Source organism: Sphingomonas sp. IC081 (assembly GCF_006874585.1).
Lineage (GTDB): Bacteria > Pseudomonadota > Alphaproteobacteria > Sphingomonadales > Sphingomonadaceae > Novosphingobium.
In genome coordinates, this window is record NZ_CP029761.1 from 1,592,999 (window position 1) to 1,609,205 (window position 16,207).

The 16,207-nt window shown below is 60.0% G+C and carries 12 protein-coding genes; all 12 read right to left on the reverse strand.

Annotated features, from left to right (window positions below; all coding sequences use genetic code 11):
* Positions 1–45: 45 nt before the first annotated feature.
* Entirely contained in the window at positions 46–399 is a 354-nt protein-coding gene (tnpB, locus tag DM450_RS25770; RefSeq protein WP_185928675.1) for an IS66 family insertion sequence element accessory protein TnpB, read from the reverse strand.
* A complete protein-coding gene (tnpA, locus tag DM450_RS07670; RefSeq protein WP_142632303.1) occupies positions 396–839 on the reverse strand; it encodes an IS66-like element accessory protein TnpA in 444 nt (147 codons plus the stop codon). The genes tnpB and tnpA overlap by 4 nt, the downstream gene beginning before the upstream one ends.
* 79 nt (positions 840–918) lie before the next feature.
* Positions 919–1,401: a hypothetical protein gene (locus DM450_RS07675; protein ID WP_142633852.1), complete on the reverse strand. Its 483-nt coding sequence runs from the start codon at positions 1,399–1,401 to the stop codon at positions 919–921.
* A gap of 403 nt (positions 1,402–1,804) precedes the next feature.
* A complete protein-coding gene (locus tag DM450_RS07685) occupies positions 1,805–3,154 on the reverse strand; it encodes an IS1380-like element ISSp1 family transposase (RefSeq protein ID WP_013039775.1) in 1,350 nt (449 codons plus the stop codon).
* 376 nt (positions 3,155–3,530) lie between these two features.
* Positions 3,531–7,343, reverse strand: coding sequence for a hypothetical protein (locus DM450_RS07690; RefSeq protein ID WP_142633854.1), 3,813 nt, complete (start codon positions 7,341–7,343; stop codon positions 3,531–3,533).
* Positions 7,344–7,383: 40 nt separating this feature from the next.
* Entirely contained in the window at positions 7,384–7,536 is a 153-nt protein-coding gene (locus tag DM450_RS25775; protein WP_185928736.1) for a hypothetical protein, read from the reverse strand.
* Positions 7,533–7,898 (reverse strand): hypothetical protein, encoded by a 366-nt coding sequence (locus tag DM450_RS07695; RefSeq protein ID WP_142633856.1) that lies wholly within the window; start codon positions 7,896–7,898, stop codon positions 7,533–7,535. Before DM450_RS07695 ends, DM450_RS25775 begins: the two co-directional genes overlap by 4 nt.
* The gene (locus tag DM450_RS07700) at positions 7,895–11,410 is read right to left on the reverse strand and encodes a DUF1983 domain-containing protein (protein WP_142633858.1); all 3,516 of its coding nucleotides are present in this window, start codon (positions 11,408–11,410) and stop codon (positions 7,895–7,897) included. The genes DM450_RS07695 and DM450_RS07700 overlap by 4 nt, the downstream gene beginning before the upstream one ends.
* Positions 11,410–11,832, reverse strand: coding sequence for a DUF6950 family protein (locus tag DM450_RS07705; RefSeq protein WP_142633860.1), 423 nt, complete (start codon positions 11,830–11,832; stop codon positions 11,410–11,412). Before DM450_RS07705 ends, DM450_RS07700 begins: the two co-directional genes overlap by 1 nt.
* A gap of 20 nt (positions 11,833–11,852) precedes the next feature.
* Positions 11,853–12,500: a hypothetical protein gene (locus DM450_RS07710; protein WP_142633862.1), complete on the reverse strand. Its 648-nt coding sequence runs from the start codon at positions 12,498–12,500 to the stop codon at positions 11,853–11,855.
* A complete protein-coding gene (locus tag DM450_RS07715; protein ID WP_142633864.1) occupies positions 12,500–13,069 on the reverse strand; it encodes a hypothetical protein in 570 nt (189 codons plus the stop codon). Before DM450_RS07715 ends, DM450_RS07710 begins: the two co-directional genes overlap by 1 nt.
* Before the next feature lie 30 nt (positions 13,070–13,099).
* Positions 13,100–16,045 (reverse strand): tape measure protein, encoded by a 2,946-nt coding sequence (locus DM450_RS07720; RefSeq protein ID WP_142633866.1) that lies wholly within the window; start codon positions 16,043–16,045, stop codon positions 13,100–13,102.
* Positions 16,046–16,207: the final 162 nt, after the last annotated feature.

Consider the following 16,207-nt stretch of genomic DNA (forward strand, 5'->3'; position numbering starts at 1 on the left):
TTGTTAGCACACAATTGCGCCAAAACCGAGAAAAACCGCCACTTCTCACCCCGCCACCTCGGGCTTTCTTATCGGGTTTTCCTCAAGGCGACGCCAGTCCATTCCCCCCAGCAGCAGCGTCATCTGCGCCGCGGTCAGCTTGATCACCCCGCCTGTCACGGGGGGCCAGAAGAACTTCCCAGCCTCCAGCCACTTTGTCACCATAATGGTGCCGGAACCGTCAAAGTGCAGGAGCTTCAAACGGTCCATCCGCTTCGATCGGAACACGAAGACATCATTGGAATAGGGATCTCGGCCCAACTCATTGGCCACCAGCGAGGCGAGCCTGTTGATACCGGCCCTGAAGTCGATCGGACCCGACACCAGCACGACCTTCAGATCGCTGCGCCCGCCGATCATCGCTGACGCAGCGCCTCGCACACAACCCTCAGGACGCCCGCGTCCACCGCGCCGCGCACCACGACGTGAGCGCCGTCGAACCCAATCTCGAGGCTGCCATCTGGAGCCCGCGTGCCATCGTCGACTTCCAGCGGCACAAACGAGATCGGCTCCATCGCCGCCCGGTCGCGCACCGTTCGCCGCCAGTAATGGAGCAAGCCCGGGCTCATGCCATGGCGCCGCGCCACCGCGCTGATGTTGGCGCCCGGCTCAAAGCTTTCTGCGGTGATCCGCGCCTTCTCGTGTGCATCCCACCGTCGGTTGCGCTTCTGCGGGCCGAGGATTGTCGCTTCGCCTACATCCGACTTCGCACTATGCGGCACACCGTTCCAATCCGTATTCGCACACTGTGCCGCACTGTTTAAATCGCCGTTCAAACCGCTGATGTCATCGTCGAGCATCTTGCCATCTCCGCTGCCATTTCAAAGGCAGGGTCATTGGCTCAGCAATCAGCGCCGTCTACGTGGGGCGCTCGCATCGCTAACGATAGAACGGATTGATGCGATTGTTGTCGGTCCCAAGTCCGACCATGCTAACAGTGATGCATACCAATTGGGTTGCCGAAGCATCGGTGCCCGCCCTGCAATTTACGCGAATGACTTTCTTCGTCTCTGGATCAAATTTCGCAGCCACGGACACAGTGCCGTCCTGCGCACTCCATTCCCAGATCGGGTAATCCCTGAAATTCTTTCCATCCCGAAGTGACCCATCAGGCTCAACGATCCTAAACCCAGCAGCATCAGGCTTCTCCGCATCAACATCGGCCTTCTGGACCATGAATGGGTTGCCGAGTTCGTAGAGGATTTCCTCCTGCGTTTCGCCAATTTTGACGCCTTGCAGTTCGTCAAGGTTTGTGCGGAATAGCTGGTAGTCTTCATGCAGAGCGACCGCCTTACCGACACCAGCGAGCCCAACGAACCCGATCACCACGAGCCCGACGCCCCACTTGAGAAACTTCTTCATACGCAGTTCACCCCGGCAGCACCAATACCAGCGCCTAACTGCACCGGCAGTAGTTAACCAACTCCGAAAAATCTATGATTTCCGGAGCCTTCACCTCCCCCTGTTTCGCCTCATCAAACGATAGGCAATCGTGGATTTGTCCGGATAATTACTGGCGATGACGCCATGGCAAAATATAGAAATAAACCAATTATCCTATATTGTTCTCAGAACACATAACAGGAACAACCATTAGCCTCTCTTATTCACGACGCTCGGTTTCGGGCCCGCTCTGGGCATTTGCTGCGGCTGGCTGTATTGCGCGGACGACCGGCATCGCTGGCGTTTGTTTCACCGCATTCGGATTGATGGGCTTTTCGGGTTGAAGGGCTGGGCTCGGAGTTCTGCGGCGCTGCCGCATGGGCTACGTCGGCGCAGGCTTCAGCCGGAGAACGAGGGCGCGGAACAGGTCGGCATCCGGACAGGCGGAAGCGAAGGCAATGCGGATGCGGCTAGCACTTTCTACGACGCGCGCAGCGACCTTGAGCAGCCGCAGGCGCAAGGTGGTAAACTCCGCGCTTGCCAGAGCAGCGGTCCTGGGCATCGCCTGCTGGATGCGCCATAGCAGCCAGTATGCGGCAGTGTGCAGTATCAGGCGCATCTGATTGGCATTGGCCGAGCGGCACGAGGTTCGGTCGCTGGCGAGCTGGGACTTGTGGCGCTTGATCAGGTTCTCGGCCTGACCACGCGCGCAGTAGAGCGTGTCGTAGATGTGCTCGGCCGATCCTGTTGCCAACGAGGTGACGACATAGCGGATGTCCATGCCCAGCGTGCTGGCCTCGATCCGTGCAACGACGCGACGCTGGCACTTCCAGGTCTTTGCCCCATAGCGGGTCTCGGCATAGTTGCGCAGGACGGGACACTGACGCTGGGCGCGCTTGACCGCGCAGGCATCGGCGACCGCAACAATGGCGGGATCGGCGCGCAGCGCTGAATTGGTGGGCAGGCCGAACACGTAATCGACGCGGGCCGCATCGCAGTAGGCCATGACCTCGGGTCGACCATAGTGCCCGTCGCCGCGGATAGTGATGTGGGTATCGGGCCAATTACGGCGCAGGTGACGCACCAGGCGTCGGATGTGCCCCGCCGCCTCCTTTCCAGAAGGCGTCTTGCCTGTGCGCAGCAGCATGGCCACCGGCCTGCCGGTCGCGGTGTCGTAGATATGGATCGGTAGGAAGCAGCGCTCCCCATGATGCCCGTTCCAGAACGAGAGCTGTTGATAGCCATGCACGACGTCGCACGTGTCGTCGATATCCAGCGTGACCGCTGTCGGAGGGGCGGGATAGCTGGCGCAGTAGATGTCGATCATCGCGGCCATCATGCTGGCCAGTTCGCGCGTAGTCGGTGCATTTTCCCACCGGCTCATCGTCGGTTGGCTGGCCAGCCCCGCGCCCGATTCCGGCAGCTTGCCGAGCGCCAGGCGGAAGCCTGGATCGTCGCGCAGAGCATCGAGATCATCGGCATCCTCATAGCCGCACGCAATCGCGAACACACGGGCACGCAGAATGTCATCCAGGCGATGGATCACCCGCGCTGGATCGCGCGGATCGGCAATACAAGCCGCCAGGCGCTGGCAAATCCCCATCGCGCGCTCGGCCTGTGCAAGCAGTAGAACACCGCCATCCGAGGTAAGCCGGCCACCGTCGAACGCAGCTGTGATTTTCTTGCGGCCGACTGCTGGGAATCCAAATGAGCTTGCGATATCATCGTTCATGGCGGGTGTGGCCCGTGGCATTTTCTGCCCTGCGGCAGGTTCGGCTTAGACACCCAGTTCCTAATTCAGATCAGAGGCTTACGCCACTCCCGCCAACCCTTCAGGACACTTTTGGTGAATAAGGCGGGTTAGATAAACTTGATAATTGTTGCGAATCTCCCTTCGAGACAGTAGGTGTTTTACACCATTTTACATCGTCGAGGTAAGACCGTCGTGTTGAGAATGCTTGCGCGCTTAATGTTGTGCAGCCGGAATCGGCACAAGGTCAGCCGCAAGAGCGCGCACTGGGATGGCACGACTTTCACAGGCAAGTGCCAGCGTTGCGGGGAAACAATTCACCGACAAAGTAAAGGCAAGTGGCGGTCCACCTAGCCCATCACGGTTTGTAAGGCCGGTTGTTCGTGCTCTGGTGATACTTGAACCACTCGGACCCCGCCGAGGCGGTGCCCCGCGCGAGTTCTTCCGCAAGCTTCTGCTGGAATAGCGTCTCAGAGGTCGCCGCCGCCGCTTCGAGATCACTGCCCGTCATGCCTATATCGAGCAAGATGGCCGCACCCGCTAGGTTCGCATCCATGGCCTGCCCGTCACGGCTGGAAAGGGTGCCGCCGTCATCGTATTTGTCCCACGACGGCGCGTGAACGCTTTGAGCAGCGACGACCCCGGCGTGGTTCTGCGGCAAGCTCGCCACGTCGCCACCCGCCGCGATGATCGTCTCGTTCGACCAGTAGTTGATCAGATATTCCGAACCCGCCGAATTGATGAGCAGACCATCGTTGATGCGGCCCACGATGTGCTTGCGGTGCATGGCGAGCAGCCAGTTCACGATGGCCTCGCACTTCGTCGATTGCGCTTTGAGCGCGTCGAGGAAGCCGACTTTGGCCGCGATGTGGAGCGCGGAGAGCCAATAGCCAAGCTGGAACTCACTGCACCCCACACCATCATTTTCGCTGTGATTGCACGGCCCGAACCGCGCCGCAGCCGCCATGACGGCGAGCTTCCCATCGACCGAACCACCCGACATGATGTTCGTAGGCGGATTGAGGAATCCCGGCGTTGAGGCATACCATTGCTCATAGAAGGTCTCGAAATCAAACGTGACCCAGTCCATGATTTCCGCACGGCTGTAGAGGCGGGTTGAATTCGTCGAAGCCGTTTTCCATTGCAGCGCCGCATGGGCGAATTTCCATGCCTTTTCACGGGCAGCGAAGTTGTAGGTGTCCCACGAACTTGCGAGAATTTCGTTCGAATAGAGGCGTGTCTGGTCCGAGAAATTCACGCCGATCATCGCGAATTCCGGGCTCTGGAACATGAGCGAGCCCCAGTGGGGGAATTGGTGCGCGTGCGCTTCATCGACCTCGAAACCGCCGAAATACGGGCGATCTGCCGTTGCGCCGCTCCCCGGCGTATTACACCGAAGCGGGTTCCGTGAGGTCGTCCATTCCGAGAGACGACCGACCTGCACATAAAATGCGGACTCCGCCGCGACCGACGCTTCGCCATACCCGTAGTAGTGCTGTCGGAGCACGATGTTTCGGCGAGCATTACCCCGATAGAGCGGTGTCAGCTTGCCATTCGAAACGGCGTTGAACGGGTCGGAGGCATAGCCCGTGAGATAGTCGAGCGCGATATCGGCGAGCGCCTTGCCATCGTGCGCGCGGGTCGCGGTCACGTCACGAGCGTAGCGCTGCACGACCTCCGCCATGATCTGTCGATCAGAGCGGGTGCCACCGGGGCCGACGATTGAGGAACGCCCCATGGTGTTAAAGGGCGTGTATTCCAGCCAGAGCGCAGCGTTCGGGGTCGCAGCAAGGTCCGTGTAAAGGTTCGTGTAAGGGTCTTTCGTCGCCGCAGCCCAAGCCTTGATGCTTTCGTAATCGTACTGGCCCCAGCCCCATGGCATCAATTTCCAGTTGGCGAAGCCGTTCGACTGGCCATCGTTGCCCGCGCTACCCGCGTAGATACGAAGGTCGAACCCATTCACGGAGTAGCCGGTGTGCGAGTCGAAGGGCACGCGCTGATCGTAGACCGGCACGTTGTCGTAAATGAACTGCTGATCGTAGGCAGGCGGATTGCCATTGCGGTAGACGACGGACGAGCGCACCGTGCCATGGGGATACCAGCGGTTCGAACTCGTTATCTGGGGAATCGAGCGCCCATCGTAGCTGCCTTCCCAGATTGGCTTGGTCGAGGTGGCGTTGAGCGGCTCACCGTTCGGCTTCTCGATGCGCTGCAACAGGGTTCCGGTGTTATCGTAGACCAGCCACTTGTGCGGGCGCATATACGTGTTGAGCCCGGTGGGATCGCCGAACGGGCTGGATGCGACATCCTGCGAATATACGAACTGGAACATCACATAGTTGCCCTGCCGAATGCCTTCGCAACCATAGCGGATGCCGTCGATCACAGGCACTTCGCCCTGCGGGAGAACCTCTGTCCAAGCGCCCTGAGCGCCGAAGAGCGTCGAATCTTCAAAGCGACAGTTCTGAGCCGCTGGCCTTGTCATGATGAGTTCCCCCACATCGACGCCTGAGCCCGTGCTCCAATCCTGCAACACCGCCTTGTAGGGTCGGCCCGCTGGCAGCACCATTTCGCCCACGACAATCGTGAGATCGAACCGCTGCGATCCGTTCGCAATATAGGAGAGGACATATTCGGGCTGCTGCGTGTTCACACCCGTCGCATCCACGACCAGATTGCGGAGGTCATCAACGGTGATCACACCGTCTGCGATCTCAGAGTATGACGTGCTCACGCCGTCCCGCCCGAGCGATAGGCCGATATATTCGACCTCCATGCCTTCGACGGAGTCCGAGGTGTTTCCGACCGTCGCATTCACCTGATAATCCGCCGCAGGCGAAATCCGAGGCTTGTATTCCGTGGCCTTTGGCGCGCCGAACTGCTCGCCGTCCACGAAGAAAGTGACGGTGCCACCGGGGCCGTTCGGATCGTTGACCCACTCGCTTTCGATAAGATGGGGCGCGTCATTGAGGTCGAACAAGTCGTCACTCAAGATGGTTGCGGAGCCGCCACCTTCACGGTCGATTTTGAACTGGATGATCGAGTTCGACCAGTGGACCTGATGTCCGACATAGCCGGTATCCCAATCTTGGACTCGACCGATCAGTGCACCACCACGGGGTACAGTGCCCTTAAACGACATCCGGATCGAAGCCGGTGTCTGCGTCGTTGTCACATCGCTCGAACTCGCAAATTCCAGTCCAAGCGCGGGGCTTTTGAGATAGCTGTTCTTGCCAAGTACGAGATGACCGTTTTGGTATCCGGTAGTGCCCTCGCCCGCTTTCGAAAGCGTCATCGTGCTCGCTACGGCATCGCCGGTCACCGCATAGGGCGAGCCCGACGATCCGGTGACCCATTGCGCTGTTGCTGGCGTAGTGATCCCGGTTTCGGTTTTCCGGCGTATCTTCAACTGGCTGTCGGTGAAGGCGCGGCTCAACGTCAGCGAGGTCGGCGTTCCGATCAGTTCGATGCCGAGCGGGGTGATGGCGTTGAATTCGGAATAGAATGTTGCAGAACCAGAGAGATCGATGTCGTCACCGCCACCGGGCTGCGGCACCGGAACATTGGTCAGGCCGAGGACGAGAGCGAGGCCGCTAGCGGTCGTCCGCGCCCACAGGCCGATACCGGCATTCGTCGAACCAGTCGGAATCACGACTTCCGCGCTCTGCGTGAGGGTGACGCCCGGATCGCCCGCCCCCACAGGCACGATCATGAAGATACCGGTAGACCCTGCGGTCTGCCCCGCGAACTGGGTGAGATCGACCACGGATTGCATCTGCACCTGAGCATCGGTGCCATCCGAGCCTGCCAGCGAGGCCAGCCACTCGGCTTCCGTTCCGACGAAACCGCCTTCAACGGCGAGATCGTAGGCCGACTTGCCGACCTGCACGCCGCCGTTCTGGAGTAGGTAATTTACATCCTTCGCGAGCCCATAATTGTCGGGCTGGAGCGGCATGAACGTATAAGCGAGGCCGCTGGCAGTCGCACCGGGATAGGGTTTCGCCAGCGTGAGCGTCGTTTGACTTGTAATCGCGGCGACCGGGTATGAAAGGCCATCAATGTTGAGGGCAACGCCCGGATAATCGGTGAGCCATGCGGTCCCGCTGCCGTTTACGAAAAGGGAGCCGTTCTCGACTGCGACGGTGCCCGTCTGTTCAAATTTAAATGCCATGCGGTATTTATGCTGATACCGCTGGCACGAGACGGACCAATCACTCGCCCTTCGGGAAACGATCCTTCGTCTGCTTGATGCGCTCCATCCACGCATCGAGCCCATCGTGATAGATCATATCGAGTTGCTCTTCGACGCTGGGGTAATCGGCCTTTCGCTGCACGGCATAACCTTTTTTGATATCGATTTTCATTCCGCCTCCGGGCCGGTTTCGACCTCAAAATATCGTGCGATGAAATGGGGGTGATCGAGGTAAACCGAGATGGCTTCGGAGACATCCGCCTCGAAATGCAATTCGCCGTCCTCGACCACGAATTGTCCGGCCTCCAGTGTGGCCGTCGTGCCCACCGGAATCGCGCTCAGGCGGTTGAAAGCAACCTCCACCGCGAACGGCTGACGCTCCATAACCTCTAGCGATACCGGATCGAGATAGATCGAATTGGGATCGGTGCCCCGCGCGACGCCTCGCTCGATCACGCCGGTTTCAAGCGAGGCCGATGGCCGCGACGCGATGTAGAGCAACCTGCCTTCGGCGGAAAAATAGGCATAGTTCATCGTTTTGCTCCCATCAGAGTCATGACGATGTTGCGCACGGTCATGGGCCGCGCGACGGCCTTCGTCATAAAAACACCCGAGCGGATGCGGGCCCGGACACGGACCTGAGCGCCATCGACCACGTGCATAAGCGACCCGGCCTGCCTCCAATATGAGTTGCCGCTGTCGGTGGTGACGCCCTGCACCATCGAAATTTGCGGGTTGGCTGGATAACCCGCCCCAGTATCGACAAAGAGTTCGAGGGTGGCCGAAGCGTCGTAAGCGCTCGTTGCATCGACCGTATAGGCAACGCTGATGATCCCCGATCCATCCACGCCGTCACCGATTGTGAGCCACCCGGTAGAAAGAAAATCTGCCGTGCCACCTGCCGCAACGGCTGTGTCCGCCCCGGTCAAAACCTGATTAGCGGTGATCGCATTGCCTGCGATCTGGAGGGTATCGACGGCAGCCACTCCAATGGCCGCATTGTCGATCCGCACGCCGTTTGCGTCTGCGTAAAACACCTGTCTGGGCGTCTGGCCCGCCGCCATGATCCTGAAGCTGTCAGCGAGCCATGCGATATCGCTGACCCCGTTTTCCAACACGAGCCCGCCGCCCGCAACATAGCGCTGCCCGTTGACATCTTGCTGGACCTTGAGCGTCCACGCCGATTGCAAACCGCCCTCCAAGGTGGCGAGCGTACTCATCTTGTTCTCAATCGACGCACCCGCCTCGCCGTTGACGTTGTTCAAGCGTGATTGAAGCGTCGTGATTTCGCTGGCCCGCGCTGCGTTCTGATCGCTCTGGGTCTGCTGCACCGTCTGGATGACCGCTTTCAACCCGGTTCCCGAGGCGTTAATATCCGAGGAGATGGTGTCGATCCGGCCTGACAACGCGCCGTCACCATCGACACGCGCTTGTGTTTCCGTCGAGATCGCAGCTTCGCGGGCCGAGGTTTCGTCGGTGATCCGCACACCCAACTGAGCAAGCTGATTAGCCGTCGCAGTCGAGCCGTCATTCACGCTAGACTGGAGGTTCGAAATCAGCGTTTCCGCGCCGCCGACGCGGGTTTCCAGCCCATCGAAACGCGTAGCGGTCGCGCTGGTTAGGTCCGAGATTGCGCTGGCACTCGACTGAATCGCAGCCTCATTATCGCCGGTCCGCGCCGAAATCTGGTCAAGGCTAGTGGCGAGGCTCCCCGTTGCATCGGTCCGGACCGCGATTTCCTCCACGATCTGGGCTTCGTTCGCACCCGTGCGGGCAATGAGGTCGGTCAACTGGCTGGCAGTCGCAGCGGTCTCGCTCGCATAGGTCTGGTTCAGCACGAGCAACCCGGCTTCGTTCTGCCCGACGCGCGAAGTCAGGTTGAGGAAGTCCTGAGAAACAATCGCGTTGTGGTCATCGACGTAGGTCTTAAGGTCACGCACCGCCACGGCATTTTCGTCCGCGAGTGCAATCGACTTTCGCAGGCTGATCGCAGAGTAGGAGAGGTGCAGCGCCGCGAGTTCATCAATCGGCTGCTGGACCAGCGACGACACAAGATCGGGCAACTGGCGGATCACGACGGTCGCGTTGTCGAGGTCTTCGATCACCTCCTCTGCTGGACGGTCGCCCACCGGAGTTCCGTTCGGTGCGCCGACCGTGGCATTGTCCTGCGGCTTGCCCTCGCCGTTGACCGCTGTCCACGAATAGGTTTCGTCGCCCGCGATGACCGGACCGAACTCCGCCCGATCAGAAACCGCGCCCACCGCCGACCGATAGGAAATCGCAATTTCGTACGCCGTTTGTGAGGTGACGTTGGTGATCTCGACGAGCGTGGTATCCCGACTGAAAACGCCAGCCTGCGCCCACACGGGCGATCCAACGTGTCGGTATTCGACGATGATCGCCGACGTATATGGGTTATCGTTCGCACCCGCGATGCGGATCACAGGCTTCACGCCCGTTTCCGATGTCAGTGTGCCGCCCTGCGCGGTCCAGCTTGTCGGCTCGGGTTCGGCCATGTCGGTCGGGTCATAGCCCGTAAGCGCAATCGTCGGAGGTGCAACCTGCGATTGACCGAGCGCGAAAGCGTGCTTGGCATCGTTTTCGGATTTCAGCGTAAGCGTGACGACCTGATCCGAGGGGTTGTACTCCCGGTTGATGACAAGGCACTTTACCGACCCGGCAGCGATCTCGGGAACCGCGACCATCACCGCATCGCCCACACGGAACGACAGGCTGCGGAGTTTCAACCCGAGCGTGAAGGTCAGCATCTCCCGGCTGTTGACGAGATTATAGGTCGCTAGCTGGTGGGCCTGAGCGGCCTGCTGGACCATGGTGAACTCGACTTCCTTCGAAGCCTGAAAGCCACCGTCCTCCTCGACGTAGACCGAGGAGGTGACCTGTTCGCCCGAGATGATTTCCCAGAACTGACTGGGCTCGCGATAGGTCGGAATGACGGTGTTGTATCGGCTGCGGAGAGACGACGAATTTTGGATTTCGATATCGCGCACGATGTCGGCGGCAGTGATCGTCGCCGTTGTCGTGAGCGGGGTGTTGACGTGACACGAGATTTGCGCGCCGCGCGCAATCGGCACACCGCCGCCTGCCGCAAGGATAGTCGAGAGGACCGCGAACTTATCGTCAGAGGTTGCCGCTACACCGCCGCACTTCCAACCGTTCGCATCTGCGACGTTCGCGCCGCGTACGAACGCGGGGAAATCGACTTCAGACGACTTCGCGCCGATGCCGACGACCTTGCGTCCGTTCTCGAACTTCCCGAGCGTCCAGTGAAGGGCGCAAAGGAAGGGGTTTTCAGAGAACTCCCATGTCGCCGCGTTTTCTAGGCGATGTGAGCCCGAACCGCCCGGATAGGTCGAGTCCTTGCGGGGGTCGTAGACTTTGACGCCCCGCACCGTCCAAAGCATTTTGGGCAGGCCTTGGGGAAACTGGTCCGAATCGTAGTCGGCATAGACCAGCGCGAGCGCATGACCCGACGCGAGACCGGGGTTTTTCGGGGCTGGCCCATAGCCGCCGAACCCCTGCGAGATCGTGGTGGTCGATGGCGTCTCACCCGGCAGCCAGCGTTGTGCTAACTTGTTCCGGTAGAGCTTTTTCGAGGACGGCGTCGTCGCCGTCACCATCGAGATCGTCGATGATGGGTTGCCGTAAAAGTTCAGGCCGACATCGTTAGCGTAGGCGTATTCGACGCCCGCGATTGGCCCTGCCGCCGAAAGGGCCATGGCCATGAAGAGCTTGCCGTTCTTTTTACCACTGAGTTCCCGATAGATCAGGGTGCCACCGGTTGCGGTGTGGCCATACAAGACCGGCACCGGGGCTTTCGCGGATAGCTTTGTATCAAGCTGTTGCCCGGTCGAATCCGGCTTGGGCACTTGCATGGTCAGCATTGAGACGGCCATGAGCGCCACGCCCGCAACGGTCGCAATCGTGGCGAGCGAGATTCCCGCGATTGCGGCAGTCACGCCGACAGCGGTCATAATGCTGCCCGCTGCCATGAAGGCGGCACCCAAGAGAGGGATAGCCATCGGCATCAGGCAACCCTCCACGCAACGGTGCAAACACGAGCGGGGCCGCGCATGACTTCGCCGTTGGCAAATCCGATGAGGTGTTCACCAGCGTCGATCATAACGCCGAGCCCGGTCCACGGGCGCTCATCCGATCCGCCCGGAAAACCGACGATATCACCGGGTAGCGCCATCGCAGGCGGGATGCGCTGGAACCCATAAGCGTCGATGAAATCTTCCATCGACGCGCAGCCCAACGCTGTCATCGCGCGTTTTGCGCCGAGTTCGGTCGAGTACCGGCGCGCCTCCGCGAGCCGGGTTTCGAAGCCCATGTTTTCGAGGTGACGGCCTGCGAGGATGCCGCAGTCAGCTTCTCCCCATTTAAACGGTTGGCCGAAGAATTCGTCGATTGATTTCTGTGTGCGCTCAACGCGCTCAAGCAAGTTCATGCTGGTATTTATTCGGCCAGCTACTGGAACAGGCCCTTCCCCGGCTTGGGTCCGGCTGCTGGAATAGGCGTTGTGGACGGCTTGCCCGCCTCACCGCCCCAGTAGATTTCGACGGTGGAATCGACATTGAAGTCGAAGCCCGTTTCACCCGGCCAGATGGCTTGATGCCACGCAGAATTCAGCGCCTCGCCTTCATTCTCCGCGAACATTCGGTCATAGGCAGACACAGTGACGAGTTCGCAAGATTGCGCGTTTGACTGGATGTTCGTGACGACCGTATCGAGCCGACCGCTCCACAAAAGCTCGGGATCACCGATCACCGCCCCGGTCAGGTCGTCGATCAGGCCAAACCAGATGCGCACCGGGCTGCCCTGATTTTCCGGAGCGGAGATTTCACCGATGGAATTGGCTGAGATCGGCAAGATGGAAACGCTGACAGAAGGGGCTTCAGAAGCGATCTGCTCCGAGATCGTGTCGATGCCGCCCAATGTACCGAACACAGGATCGCGCCCGCTGAAGGTTGCCAAGACACCATCGATGGAAAACGAAATCGTCGCGCTCGCATCGAGGAGATGGATGGACGTGCCCGTCGATTGAAGATCGATCTTGACCGCCTGAAAAGTCCGCAGCGACGGCGCGGACAAACCGGCGAGAAGCGCCGCGTCCATCAAAACGCCTCGCTGATTTCGAATGACAGGCCGACATTTTCAGCGAGGCCAACTGTCCAGCTTGCCGAATTGCCTGACACGAACCCCATGATTTTCGGGGCTGCAAAGTCCACGGCCTCACCGCCCGCGAGGGGAGCTTTGAGCGCCGGTTGTATGGTCAGCTTATTGCCATCGACCGCCGTGATCTGATGGAGGTAATGGATCGCATTCTTTTCGATGGAGATTAGCTGGCCGACGATTTTGTCCGCCCCTCCGCCCGAAATGGTGATCTGGCGTCCAGATGAGACGGCTGCGGCAATCGATCCGGTGGACCACTTCGAAGTATCCACTCCCGGTTGAGGCACCCGCATGATCACGTGCTCGGCTAGGCCAGCAATGCAAGCCGCGATGACCGGACCGGCTTGCCGTGCGAACATCTTGCGGCACTCGATAGATATCGACCACTTATCGCCGAGACGCGACACTCTCTGGACCGGCCCCGCCAAAAACGGGGTTTGATCGACAGCCGAAGAAGTGAGTTTTATTTCTGTGCTTGAACCGAATGGAATTGCCGGAAATGTGATCGCCATGACCTATTTATCACGGCGACCACATTCCGATTATCGATAGAGCGTGTTGCGGTTACGCTTGGTCTGATCGCGGTTCGTCATTTTCTGCGCAGCCTGCACGGTCTGCGCCTGACTATCACGAATCCAACCCTTCACCGCTGACGTGAGCACCGCATCGTTGGCGTTTACGGTGGTGTTCATGACGAGGGATTGCCCGCCCGCGCCCAGCGCCTGCGTGTTCTGCTGGAGCGCGGAACTCAGCAAGTTGTTGGGCGCGATCTGACTGCCTCCGGGCAGGTAGAGGAGTTCAGGCCCCTTCTCGCCCACGGTGGTCAAGCCGCCTCGCCAATTATTCGTGCCCGTCGCGTTTTTCCCGAGGGTCACGCTGCTGGATGGCTGCGTGGAAAGGCCCAGCGCCGATTTACCCAGCCCGGACACACCGAAGGCGCGCCCGATAGATTCAAAAATGACAAACCGCACCGCCATTTCGATCAGGTTAGCGATCACGGCCTTTGCCATGTCGGCCATAGCTTCCTTGAACGACTGCGCGCCCATGATGGCCTGCGTGAACCCGCTGGTAATGTCGTCAAGCGCACCGGTTGCAATATCGCCCAGTTGGGCGTTGAGCGTGCCGAAACTGTCCGCATGTTCCTTGACGCGCCCGAGGACACTCGGGTCATCTTTGGCCTGATCCCGCACCGTGTTGTCGGTTTCGCGCTCTTGTGAGGCCTCGAAATTCTTGTCCATCTGCGCAAGCATTGCGTCGATGCGCTGGCGCGAGAGGCCGAGAAGCTGGAGGTCAGCTTCATACTGCTGACGACGCACCGCGAATTCGAGGCGGTCGGCCTCCTGACGCTTTTCCAGCGCTTCGAGTTCGTACTCGTGGCGCTTCGTCGCGGTGCGGGCGTACTTCGCCCGGTCATCGAGGTAATCGGCTTCGGAGCGAAGCGTGTCGGCGGCAAGATCGGCATCTTCCTGCGCGATCTTGTTCTTTCGATCAGCAATTTCGCGGGCGTTCTCGGCTGCGAGGTTGGTCGACTCAATAGCAGCGAGTTCCTGCGTTTTCGCGGTCAGGGCATCGCCTGCCGTCTTAGTCAGTTGCCCGGACGTGACCCGCTGTTTGATCGCGTCGATCTTGTCTGCGGTCTGAAGGTCGAGAATTTCACGCTGGAGACGCAGCTTCGCCTCAAGGTCGGTCGTTTCCGAGAGGAGAAGCTGACGGCGCTCGATTTCCAGTTGCCGGTTTTCATCGGTGCCGTCGCTGGGCGTGGAGCCCTTGCCTTTCGAGCCCTTCTTCTTCGGCGCGTCGGTGGGGGCGTCTAGCTTGGCCGGAGCATCGACGAACTTTTCACGTGATTTCGGGTCAAGCAGGGCGTCCCGGACGGCCTTCGCCTGCGCGAGATCACGGGCCTCCTGACTCCGGTTCGCGGCACTGACGGCCTGCTGTTGCCATGCCCCGCGCCCGTCATTGATGCCGAATTTGCGGTCCATCGGGTCGCGCCCGAAGGTTGAAACAGTCGGAGTGGCCTTTGCCGTTTCTTCGGCAACCTTACGGTTGTACTTCCCCTGCGCATCGACGACCGCAGCATTTGCGATGTCATAGGCCGCCTGACGGGCGGCTTCGGCGAGAAGCTGGTACTTGTCGGTAAGCTTCTCGACCTCAACCCTGAGGCCTCGCGTTTTCGCGCCCGCTATGACGCTCGCCTTGGTGACACCGCCAGTGGCTGCCGCTGCGTTCGTCGCTGCATCGGCTTCCACGTCCAGCTTCGTGGCTAGTTCGCCCACTTGTGTGCGAAGTTCAGCGCTGCGCTGGTTACTTTCGGCGGTCGTATACGCCCAATATGCCATACCTGCTGCGACCGCAGTGAGCGCAATTCCCAATGGCCCACCGAGCGCAGCCGAAAGGCCTGTGGCCGCCATGGTTGCGCCATTCATCGCCGTCGCGCCGAGCGCAATCGAGCGTGAGGCAACACCGTAAACCGCTGCCGAAGATGCAGCGGCAGCGGCATTCGCAACCATGGCTGTAGTGGCGCGGGCGATACCCGGTATCAACGTCGCAGCATAAATGCCGGCGATGACGGCGAGCGCATCGGCGACAAGCGGAAGGTTGTCCGCGAGGGCCTTGATGCCCTCGACCAGAATAGCAGTTGCGCCGCTGGCCTGATTGCTATCGCCGACATATTTCGTGAAGGAATTCGAGAGGATCGTCATCGCCTGCGAGAGCGTGGTCGCGGCCTGCGCGGCCTTGCCCTCCAACATGTCCGAGCCTGCGAGAACCGCATCGAAAAATGCCTTCGATGTGACGTTCCCCGCCTTAACATCCTTGGTCAACTTGGCCACCGACCCGCCCCATTTGTCGGAACCGGCTGCGGCGGCTTCGAGGAGCGGACGAACGCCATCAATGAGCGAATTATACTCCTCCGCCTGTATCTTGCCGCCCGACAGGGCTTGCGAAAGCTGGAGTAGCGCGCCGCTGGCCGATTCAGCCGATCCACCCTGCACGCGAAGCGCGGTTGCGACAGTGCCGCTGAATTTGATCAGGTCGGCTTGCGTTGCGCCGAGTTCCTTGGCCGACCCGGCTGCGCGGCCATAGAGGACACCGAGGCTCTCGATCTCGACGCCATTTCGCTGCGCGATGGAGAAAAGCTGTTCCTGAATGCCCGCAAGTTGCAGAGACGAAACACCCGCTACCTTCAGGCTGTTCGTGAATCTGGTCCATGTGTCCGCAGCCCGCAGGACTTCCGATGTTCCGAACATCCCGGCGAGAATGGGCGCGAAGCGCTTGATCTCGTCGCGCATCGAAGAAATCTGTCTGCGAAGATACTTCGATGGATCGTTGTCATTCCACGCCCGCGCCGCGCGCTGTGCCGCCCTCGCCTGATCAGCGGCTAGTTGTGCGGCGGCACGTGCATTGAGATTCTGGAGGCGGCGAAGTTCACGCTCAAATTGCGTGATATCTGCGGAGAAACGGGTGGTAAGTGCATTTGATGAAGCCATGCACTATTTATTTTTTATTGACGGATCGACTGACTCGGTTCGCCGAACTGCGACATCCATTTCTCAAATTCGTCTTCGCTCGGTGCCGAACTCTGGCGCTCGCCCGATGAATGGAATTTGCGGAACCCGGCCAACGTAAAATTGTACTCCCAGAGCGACATT

Coding starts and splice junctions, on each gene's coding strand:
- tnpB (WP_185928675.1), bottom strand. CDS start 399: ATGATCGGCGGGCGCAGCGATCTGAAGGTCGTGCTGGTGTCGGGTCCG.
- tnpA (WP_142632303.1), bottom strand. CDS start 839: ATGCTCGACGATGACATCAGCGGTTTGAACGGCGATTTAAACAGTGCG.
- DM450_RS07675 (WP_142633852.1), bottom strand. CDS start 1,401: ATGAAGAAGTTTCTCAAGTGGGGCGTCGGGCTCGTGGTGATCGGGTTC.
- DM450_RS07685 (WP_013039775.1), bottom strand. CDS start 3,154: ATGAACGATGATATCGCAAGCTCATTTGGATTCCCAGCAGTCGGCCGC.
- DM450_RS07690 (WP_142633854.1), bottom strand. CDS start 7,343: ATGGCATTTAAATTTGAACAGACGGGCACCGTCGCAGTCGAGAACGGC.
- DM450_RS25775 (WP_185928736.1), bottom strand. CDS start 7,536: ATGAAAATCGATATCAAAAAAGGTTATGCCGTGCAGCGAAAGGCCGAT.
- DM450_RS07695 (WP_142633856.1), bottom strand. CDS start 7,898: ATGAACTATGCCTATTTTTCCGCCGAAGGCAGGTTGCTCTACATCGCG.
- DM450_RS07700 (WP_142633858.1), bottom strand. CDS start 11,410: ATGCCGATGGCTATCCCTCTCTTGGGTGCCGCCTTCATGGCAGCGGGC.
- DM450_RS07705 (WP_142633860.1), bottom strand. CDS start 11,832: ATGAACTTGCTTGAGCGCGTTGAGCGCACACAGAAATCAATCGACGAA.
- DM450_RS07710 (WP_142633862.1), bottom strand. CDS start 12,500: ATGGACGCGGCGCTTCTCGCCGGTTTGTCCGCGCCGTCGCTGCGGACT.
- DM450_RS07715 (WP_142633864.1), bottom strand. CDS start 13,069: ATGGCGATCACATTTCCGGCAATTCCATTCGGTTCAAGCACAGAAATA.
- DM450_RS07720 (WP_142633866.1), bottom strand. CDS start 16,045: ATGGCTTCATCAAATGCACTTACCACCCGTTTCTCCGCAGATATCACG.